Origin of the sequence: Bacteriovorax sp. BSW11_IV (assembly GCF_000447755.1) — a bacterium.
Lineage (GTDB): Bacteria > Bdellovibrionota > Bacteriovoracia > Bacteriovoracales > Bacteriovoracaceae > BSW11-IV.
This window is the reverse complement of sequence record NZ_AUNE01000009.1, coordinates 129,888-138,527: the sequence shown is the minus strand read 5'-3', so window position 1 is coordinate 138,527 and position 8,640 is coordinate 129,888. Positions and strand designations below refer to the sequence as shown.

At 37.3% G+C, this 8,640-nt stretch carries 9 protein-coding genes; 3 read left to right on the top strand and 6 right to left on the bottom strand.

Translation table 11 applies throughout. From position 1 onward, the window contains the following. Positions 1-20 precede the first annotated feature (20 nt). Positions 21-740, bottom strand: a complete 720-nt coding sequence (locus M899_RS02990) for a YoaK family protein (protein ID WP_021269885.1) — start codon at positions 738-740, stop codon at positions 21-23. A gap of 92 nt (positions 741-832) precedes the next feature. Here M899_RS02990 and M899_RS02985 point away from each other — a divergent pair, with 92 nt between their 5' ends. Beyond that, positions 833-1,606, top strand: a complete 774-nt coding sequence (locus M899_RS02985) for a dienelactone hydrolase family protein (protein WP_021269910.1) — start codon at positions 833-835, stop codon at positions 1,604-1,606. Here M899_RS02985 and M899_RS02980 read toward each other — a convergent pair. Genes M899_RS02980 through M899_RS02965 form a run of 4 tightly spaced genes read right to left on the bottom strand, consistent with a single transcriptional unit; the run spans position 1,603 to position 4,596 of the window. Further along, a complete protein-coding gene (locus tag M899_RS02980) occupies positions 1,603-2,589 on the bottom strand; it encodes a hypothetical protein (protein WP_021269873.1) in 987 nt (328 codons plus the stop codon). The two genes, M899_RS02985 and M899_RS02980, sit on opposite strands and share 4 nt — an antisense overlap. Continuing rightward, positions 2,590-3,300: a phosphatase PAP2 family protein gene (locus M899_RS17425; protein WP_021269893.1), complete on the bottom strand. Its 711-nt coding sequence runs from the start codon at positions 3,298-3,300 to the stop codon at positions 2,590-2,592. Then, complete coding sequence (locus tag M899_RS02970) at positions 3,300-4,193, bottom strand: hypothetical protein (RefSeq protein ID WP_155897052.1); 894 nt, start codon at positions 4,191-4,193, stop codon at positions 3,300-3,302. Before M899_RS02970 ends, M899_RS17425 begins: the two co-directional genes overlap by 1 nt. Before the next feature lie 43 nt (positions 4,194-4,236). Beyond that, positions 4,237-4,596 (bottom strand): response regulator, encoded by a 360-nt coding sequence (locus M899_RS02965; RefSeq protein ID WP_021269903.1) that lies wholly within the window; start codon positions 4,594-4,596, stop codon positions 4,237-4,239. Between the two features lie 190 nt (positions 4,597-4,786). Here M899_RS02965 and M899_RS02960 point away from each other — a divergent pair, with 190 nt between their 5' ends. Together M899_RS02960 and M899_RS02955 are read left to right on the top strand one after the other, a co-directional pair. After that, on the top strand, positions 4,787-6,505 hold the full coding sequence (locus tag M899_RS02960) for an ABC transporter ATP-binding protein (protein WP_021269902.1): 1,719 nt from the start codon (positions 4,787-4,789) through the stop codon (positions 6,503-6,505). Between the two features lie 101 nt (positions 6,506-6,606). Beyond that, the gene (locus tag M899_RS02955) at positions 6,607-7,605 is read left to right on the top strand and encodes a YheT family hydrolase (protein ID WP_021269838.1); all 999 of its coding nucleotides are present in this window, start codon (positions 6,607-6,609) and stop codon (positions 7,603-7,605) included. On the opposite strand, the gene M899_RS02950 is transcribed toward M899_RS02955, so the two are convergent. Further along, positions 7,602-8,549, bottom strand: a complete 948-nt coding sequence (locus M899_RS02950; protein WP_021269835.1) for a LysR substrate-binding domain-containing protein — start codon at positions 8,547-8,549, stop codon at positions 7,602-7,604. The two genes, M899_RS02955 and M899_RS02950, sit on opposite strands and share 4 nt — an antisense overlap. Positions 8,550-8,640 lie beyond the last annotated feature (91 nt).

Below are 8,640 nucleotides of genomic sequence, written 5' to 3'. Positions count from 1 at the left end.
GTACATTTTTTCAATCCAGACTATTTACGACCCCATCTATCAAACATAAATCGCATCGAAATAAGAAGGCAAACCACCGCCGGCGATATAAAGGCCATAAACTCATAGCTGACAAAAAGATATGATCCAACGATACCACCAAGGCAAAATGAGAAGATCAATTCCATTTTTAGCTTCACGTTGCGCTTAATTTCTGGTGTCGCTTGGCCAGAGATCATTTGTGAGATATTAAGGCCTAGATCTGTCATAAGGCCTGTCATATGAGTGGTGCGAACAACGGCACCAGAAAACGAAGTGAAAAGAGCGTTTTGTATTCCGCATGAAAAGCTTAGGATAACGGCCGTTATAAAATCGACGTAGTTTTCGAAAGGCTCTCCAAAAATTCCAAGCAGTCCTTTTGTTCCAGCAATGACGACAAAGAAATAGAGAAAAGAATTTATAAGTGGCAAATGATAATATATGGGTGCTTTATTCACATGCCTGCGCACATCTGTGAATAACCCCGTAAATATCGCTCCTAATAAAAATGAAAACGGGACGAGCAAGGCCATAATCGCTTGCGGAATTTTTCCTTGGCCTGCATAGACGCCAAAATGTCCCAGTAGTCCTGTGACATGAGAGACGAATTGATGGACAGCGAAGAATCCTCCAACATTCACATAGGCCGCGACAAAAGTGAGCACAAACCAAATGAAGCGATTTCTTGGAAGATAAATAAGATCTTTGTTTTGATTAAACATAATCTAATATTAAGTTTTGGTTTTTTTTAACTCAAGTAGAACTTTTCGATTATTCTATTAGGGCATTAAAATATTCAACAAGGGGAAATAAAATGCTCAGGTATTTATCATTATTATCACTACTTTTTCTTTTTTCATGTGCTCATGGAAAAAAAGAAGTGAGCTATAGAATTGGAGAAAAAGAATTCAAAGGCTACATTGCTCACGCTAAAAATGTAGAAGGCAAGCGTCCAGGTATTATCGTTGTCCATGAATGGTGGGGCCAAAATGAATTTGCCCGCGCTCAAGCTGATAAACTCGCCGAGATGGGTTACACGGCAATGGCCATAGATATGTACGGGGAAGGAAAAACAACAACTCACCCAAGTGAAGCGGGAGAATTTGCGAAGTCTGTTTATACGAATATGGATGAGGCCACGAAAAGATTTGATAAAGCACTTGAAGTCCTAAAGTCACAACCAGATGTTGATGCAGATAAAATTGGTGCAGTCGGCTTTTGTTTTGGTGGCTCGGTAGTTCTTTCAATGGCAAGACTTGGAAAAGATCTTGATGCCGTAGTAAGTCTTCATGGAGGTCTTCAATTACCAGTAAAAGCAAAGCGTGGCGTATTCAATGGTAAGGTTCTCGTATTAACTGGAGATGCAGATCCTATGGTGCCAGCAAAAGATGTAAAACAATTTAAAAGAGATATGAGAAGAGCAAAAATTGACACTGAAGTTGTTGGCTACGAAGGAGCTCTACACGCCTACTCTAATCCAAATGCCGATAAAGTCGCTAAGGAGTACAAGCTGCCACTTGGCTATGATGCAAAAGCGACAGCTGATTCTTGGGAGAGAATGACAAAACTTTTCAAAGAAGTTTTCTAGAAAATATACGATAGTCCTAAAGGGAGCTTGTAGTTAATACCAATAACTTGCTCGGCTCCCTTTCTTGCTCCAATTAAGAATCCAAACTCTCCTAATCTCGATCTTAAAAATGCTGGATACAAGTTCATACGAATTTTATAATCTTCAGAGCCATTCATAAATACAGACCAATTAAGATCGTCTTCCTTGTCATAGAATAGCCCAGTTACGAATCTTCCTTTTTGCAACAATGGATCAGTAAGGGCCATCCCCGCTGCAAATGAGAAGAATTCTTTTTCTCTAAACTCGTAACTTCCACCGGCCAGTGTTTGCATTCCTAGATATAAAAATGGACGAACTTTCGATTTAAACACATCGGGTCTGAAAATATAATTTAAACCAGCATTTGTAATGTCGAACTTTTTTGATTCAACCATCGGTTGCATATGCCAATGCCTCATTCCAAGATCATCTCTAAAGAACTTAACGACATTGTCATTTTGAAAAAGAACGACAGCGGCCACATCAAAGATAAATAAATCAGCAATATGATCGTGACTAGAAATATTACTATTTGTAAGCTCTAAGGCCTCATTTCCAAAGTGCGCAAGATACGAAACAGTGACGGCATAAAGAAGAGGAAATGATGCTCCCTTATCTTTAAAATACTCTTGCAAGAGTCTTGTATCATATCCGCCCCCAATAAGATGAAGTCCTATATTGGGAACAACCCTTGTCGTCAGAAATTCATCTTTAAAGAATTTTCCATAACCACCATCTCTTTTAATCGAGTGATTGGGTGAACCTATTCTTCTAAATAGCTCTTTATGTTTTTTCCAGAAATTTTCTTGGGAAAAATAGTAAGGGTTTTGAATGACATCAAAGGCCCCGTTAAAATAATAACTAACGGGTTCCACATTTTTTCGTTCAGGACTGTAGAGAAGATATTCCGCACTTGCCGAAAGATTAAACAAATAACTTAAAACAACAATTAACCTTAACAACTAAAACTCCATAGCAAATGTCACACCGGCCCCACCATCAAGAGGGATGGCCGTTAGAAAGTAAGGCGCTCCATTCTTGTAATTATTATAAATTCCCCATCCGTAGGCCGCTCCAATAGTCATTCCAAAAAGAACATCGTGCAGATAGTGAAAATCATCGTTGATTCGACTTAAGGCCACAAAAGTTGCAGTTCCGTAAGCGAGCCCACCCCAGTACCAACCATGTCTTGCGGCAATAACTGAAGCAAAAGCAAATGAAGCAGATGAGTGACCAGAAGGAAATGAATTTGAATCGTCTGGATAACCAGGTCTTCTTTCATTAATGGCCGTTTTCAAAACAAGAGTAAGGCCAGATGAATATAGCGATGCTTTCGCCATATGCTCGGCCGCTTGAAAGTATTTTTCCTCTCCCGTTTGCGTCCCATAATAATACGCAGTGAGAGTATATACTGCATTTAAAAAACCATAGCCTAAATATTCACCAATAAAGCCATAGTTTCCAAAAGGTCTAGCATCATCAAAAGACTCTCTCTTTCTATAAGTACGAAAGTCTTTATTAGCAAAGACCATGGCCGTTGCAGTGAGGCCACCTAGTGTTATATATTTGGCATCTGTTGTTACAGGACTTGTAAAGTCGCTCCAAATATTTAGATCTCTAGCTTGAGCAAAACTCGAAATAAAAATTGCAATTGATAAAATAATTCTTTTCATTATCTAAGCCTCCATAGGAAGTTCAGACTTATTTCTCTATTTTCAAATTCAAAGTCCACATCGCGAGCCATATCTTCATCGATGGAATTAAAAACATAAGATGATGCAATGAATGTAAGATTGGCCGCAAAGTCCTCATTGTCATACTCAAGGCTTCCTCCTCCGTAGACAGAAAAACCTTTGTCACTCTTTCTTTCAATTTGATCGTTCTTGGTATTGTAGTCAGTTGTATTACCTGTTCCACCAATGGCACGAATGGCGAATTCATTATAAATAAAAGCGGGCATCAATTCGATTCCGACTTCTGAATAAGGACTACTTCTTTCGCTTCCCATGTCTGAGAGCTCAATTTTTTTCTCTGTGAAGTAGCGTGAATATAATTGCCCTGCCATTTCGTAGTTCTTTCTGCGGTAAGAGAACCAATAATTAATCTCTAACTCATGATGACCGCGCATGAAATTTGTTTGCTTTGCCATATTAAATGATGGTGAATAAGCAATTTTAAGTCCATGATTATAATGATGATCATCAACTGTGTTGAACTTTCTAAGATAAGTAATCACCGGCTCTCTTACTCCGAAAACCTTATTATCTCTATTTCCAAGATAGGCCAGTTCGTGTGAGTAAACTTCTTCATACTTTCCAGCGAGAGCACTGATAGAAATTTCGAGATAATCTTTTTCGGATAAATAATGACCGTAGAGAAAATTGAGCCCAGTTCCACTCAAGGTGAGATTTTCAATAATATCTTCACCTTTTTCGAATTCTCGTTCATTTTCTAAATTGAAGGCACCAATTCCAACGACCTTAGTTCCTTTAGGATAAAACTTAAAAAGATATGGGGATGCAAATGATTGCCCAATAAAAATCATTAAGAAGATTATAATTTTCATTTGGCTTAAGTAGCTATTTCAAATCCAACTGGCAAGAAAAATACTAGAGACCCAAAACTCTTGTTACAACACTATTTAAGTTAACAAAACGAACAGGTTTTTTAACAACTTCAACAACGTTTGTTGGGATATCAATTCCCTCGCAATCAAGGTAGCCAGTAACAAAAATAACGGGCAATTTTGTACCAAATTTTTCGAAAAGATTATTCGCCAATTCAAGGCCATCACCGTCGGCCATTCTAATGTCAGAAATCACAATATCGAATTCTTGTTTAGAACAAAGCTCAAAGGCCTCTTGTCCGCTACTGGCGCACTGTGCCTCATAACCATTGGAGTTAAAAAGATCGGTCATGGCCTCTCTGATAAACTCTTCATCATCAACAACGAGAATTTTTTTACTCATAACTTACAGTTTCACCTTATTTCAAAAGACAAATTTATTTTTATTGATGATAATATTTTATTCTATATGCCCTGTATGACAACTTTTATCGGAATAATTACGCAAAGGGCTATGCGAATCCTATATTATTTTGATATGACTTTAATTCACACTGCAGAACTGATAACGCAAAGCAAGGTAACATTAAATTATGGCAGAATCATTACTAAGTATTAGAAATCTATGTGTAGACTTCAAATCTGAAGGAAGAACAGTTCAGGCCGTTAAAAGTCTTAATCTTGAAATTCCAAAAGGAAAAACAGTAGGTCTAGTTGGAGAATCTGGTTCAGGTAAATCAGTAACATCTCTAGCAATCATGGGACTAATCCCTAACCCTCCTGGAAAAATTTCTAGTGGTGAAATTATTTTCGAAGGAAAAGATCTTACTAAACTATCAATTGATGAAATGAGAAAGATTCGTGGAAATAAAATCGCAATGATTTTCCAAGAGCCAATGACTTCTCTAAACCCAGTATATACGGTTGGAAATCAAATTGATGAAGTTCTTATTCTTCACCAAGGAATGAATAAGCACGAAGCTAGAAAGCGCACAATTGAGCTTTTTGAAGAAGTTGGTATTCCAACTCCTCTTGAAAGTGTTGAGAAGTATCCTCACCAAATGTCTGGTGGTCAAAAACAACGTGTAATGATCGCAATGGCAATGGCGTGTGAACCAGATCTTCTAATCTGTGATGAGCCTACAACTGCTCTTGATGTTACAATTCAAAAACAAGTTCTTGATCTAATGCTAGACCTTCAAAAGAAGCACGGAATGAGTATGCTATTCATTACTCACGACCTTGCAGTTATCGCTGACATTGCTGACGAAGTTGCAGTTATGTTCAGAGGTGATCTTGTTGAGCAAAATGAAACAAGAAAAATCTTTGAAGATCCTAAGCACCCATATACAAAAGGTCTTCTAGCTTGTCGTCCAAGCTTAGACAAAAACCCAAGAAGACTTCTTACTGTAGAAGACTTCCTTCAAGATGATGGAAATGTTTCTGATCCTCTTAAAAAAGAAGAAAAGAAATGGCGTCCAATTGATGAAGCCAAGAACCCTGTTCTTCTTGAAATCCAAAACTTCAAAAAGCACTTCCCTATTAAAGGTGGTCTATTTGGTAGAACTGTTAACTGGTTCAAGGCCGTTGACGGTGTAGATATTCAAGTTAGAAAAGGTAGAACTCTAGGTCTAGTAGGTGAATCAGGTTGTGGTAAAACAACTCTTGGTCGCTCTATCCTAAGACTTATTGAGCCAACTGAAGGTAAAATCATTTATAACGGAAAAGATATCACTCACATTAGCTCTGATGAAATGAGACTAATGAGAGAGAAAATGCAAATCATTTTCCAAGATCCATATTCTTCACTTAACCCACGTATGACTATCGGTGATATTATCACTGAGCCAATGGTTATCCATGGAATTGGTAAAGATAAGAGAGAAAGATACGCAATGGCAGCTGACCTTCTTGAAAAAGTTGGTCTAAGCGGTGACCACCTAAACCGTTACCCACACGAATTCTCAGGTGGACAAAGACAGCGTATTTGTATCGCAAGAGCACTAGGACTTAAGCCAGAATTCATCATTTGTGATGAGTCAGTTTCTGCACTAGATGTTTCTGTACAAGCACAAGTTCTAAATCTTCTTCAAGATCTACAAGATGAGTTTAACTTAACTTACATCTTTATTTCTCACGACCTTTCAGTTGTTAAGTACATCGCAGATGAAATCGGTGTAATGAACAAAGGGAAAATTGTTGAGTTTGCAAGCTCTGAAGAAATTTATAAAAACCCTAAAGACGATTATACTAAGAAGCTTCTTAGTGCGATCCCTAAAGGTGTTCCAAAAGACATGCTTCAACAGCAATAATATTAAGGCCCCTTCATTGAAGGGGCTTTTTTTTACCTATGCTAGTATTTTCGTCAGATTAGTTTAAAATGAAAAATTGTAAAATGTAGCTAAGGTTTAATATGCCCGTTATTAGTGATTCTTCCTACAAGGCCCCACCATTATTTTCTAATGGTCACGTTCAGACTCTTTATCCATACCTATTTAGAAAAGTAAAAGATATCGATTATAGAAGGGTTCGAATCAATACCAATGACAACGATTTCATCGATCTCGACTTTTCTGAAGTTGGTTCGAATAAACTTTTAATCTTGTCTCATGGTCTTGAGGGTTCATCAAATTCACCCTACGTAAAAGGGATGGCAAGACACTTTAATATGCTAGGAGTGGATGCTCTTGCATGGAACATGAGAAGCTGTAGTGGTGAGATGAATCTGGCCTCTCGCTTTTATCATGGTGGAGACTCAGAAGAGCTTCATTCCATTATAGAATATGCTCTTACCCTAGAAAAATATGATGAAATTTATCTTATGGGATTTAGCTTAGGTGCGAATCTTACTGCAAAATATTTAGGAGATATGGGAGAGGCGCTTAATCCTAAAATCAAAAAATCGGTCATCTTCTCGGCCCCATGTGATTTAAAATCTTCGGCAGAAGTTTTAGCGAAGCCTGTTCAAAAAATATATTTAAATGATTTCATGACGACTATGAAAAGAAAAATTCAGCAAAAGCATGATCTCATTGGACTTGATCATATTGATCTAACTAAACTTAACGAAGTAAAATCTTTCTTTGATTTCGATACGTATTTCACAGCACCTCTGCACAACTTTGAAAATGCCTTTGATTACTATGAAAAAGCTAGCTGTATTCATGTCCTCCATAGAATTAAAATTCCAATTCTCATCATCAATGCAAAGAATGACCCCTTTCTTGGTAAAGAGTGTTATCCAATGCAAGTAGCACAAAAAAATAAGAATATCTGCTTAGAGATACCTCATTCAGGTGGACATGTTGGTTTTGTTTCTTTTAATTCTGATCAGTTTTACTGGAGTGAAATGAGGGCCTCATCGTTTATTTTAGAGAAGGCCCATCAGTTAGTTGATGAAAAAAGCGCTTAAAAAATTTCTACGACAGAAACTTTCCCACCCTTTGGGGTTTTAATTGAATCAGGGAGGTTTGCAATAATCTCCTGCTCTATAGCATCAATAATTCTTTCTTTTAAAAATGATCTTCCATGTACTAAAGAGACCTCTCTCGTTGGTACAGGTGCTTGAAATTCACGAAGCATTTTCCTCTCATTGGGAGAAAGGTTTTTTGTGGCAAGCTGCGGAAGTAAAGTATAACCACGCCCACCCGAAACAATATTCTTTAACGTTTCAAGACTTCCCCCTTCAAAATGAAGGTTCTTTCCTTTACCAGCGCCTTCTTTCTCTTTCTTACAAAGATTTAAAACTTGAGTTCGCATACAGTGCCCTTCATTCAATAGCCAAATACCATCGAGATCAAGATCACTAGCTTTGATTTTATCTTTTTGAAAAAGAATATTTTGATTAGAAGCGAATACATAAAATGGTTCATAAAATAGAACTCTTTCAATGAGTTTTTCTTCATGAAGTGGTGTAACAAGAAGACCTGCATCTATTTCATCTTTGTCTATTAGTTCGATAATATCTTCAGTCTTCGCTTCTTCAACAATCAAGTTTACTTGCGGATACTTTGATGAAAATTGCTCTAAAAATAATGGTAGTACATACGGAGATAAAGTTGGAATGACGGCCAATCTAAAATCGCCTTGAATAACATCTCCGTTATTTTTAACAACGTCAAAAATCTTTTTATATTCTCGAAGAACAACTCTTGCCTGCTCAATAAGCTTCACTCCCTCTAATGTCGGCAAGGTTGGGCTTTTTGAACGATCAAAAATGATCACACCAAGTTCTTCTTCTAGCTTTTGGAGCTGCATACTAAGAGTTGGTTGGGTTACATGACAGGCCTTTGATGCCTTACCAAAGTGCCTATATTTGTCGACAGCGATTACATACTCTAATTGGGTGATGGTCATTTTTGTGAAATCCTATAAAATCTTTTGACGCGAGATGGTGATTTTGTTTAAAAATTATAGCTCAAATCACTCAAAAGTACCAAAAAATGCC

Coding starts and splice junctions, on each gene's coding strand:
- M899_RS02990 (WP_021269885.1), bottom strand. CDS start 740: ATGTTTAATCAAAACAAAGATCTTATTTATCTTCCAAGAAATCGCTTC.
- M899_RS02960 (WP_021269902.1), top strand. CDS start 4,787: ATGGCAGAATCATTACTAAGTATTAGAAATCTATGTGTAGACTTCAAA.
- M899_RS02950 (WP_021269835.1), bottom strand. CDS start 8,549: ATGACCATCACCCAATTAGAGTATGTAATCGCTGTCGACAAATATAGG.
- M899_RS02970 (WP_155897052.1), bottom strand. CDS start 4,193: ATGAAAATTATAATCTTCTTAATGATTTTTATTGGGCAATCATTTGCA.
- M899_RS17425 (WP_021269893.1), bottom strand. CDS start 3,300: ATGAAAAGAATTATTTTATCAATTGCAATTTTTATTTCGAGTTTTGCT.
- M899_RS02955 (WP_021269838.1), top strand. CDS start 6,607: ATGCCCGTTATTAGTGATTCTTCCTACAAGGCCCCACCATTATTTTCT.
- M899_RS02985 (WP_021269910.1), top strand. CDS start 833: ATGCTCAGGTATTTATCATTATTATCACTACTTTTTCTTTTTTCATGT.
- M899_RS02965 (WP_021269903.1), bottom strand. CDS start 4,596: ATGAGTAAAAAAATTCTCGTTGTTGATGATGAAGAGTTTATCAGAGAG.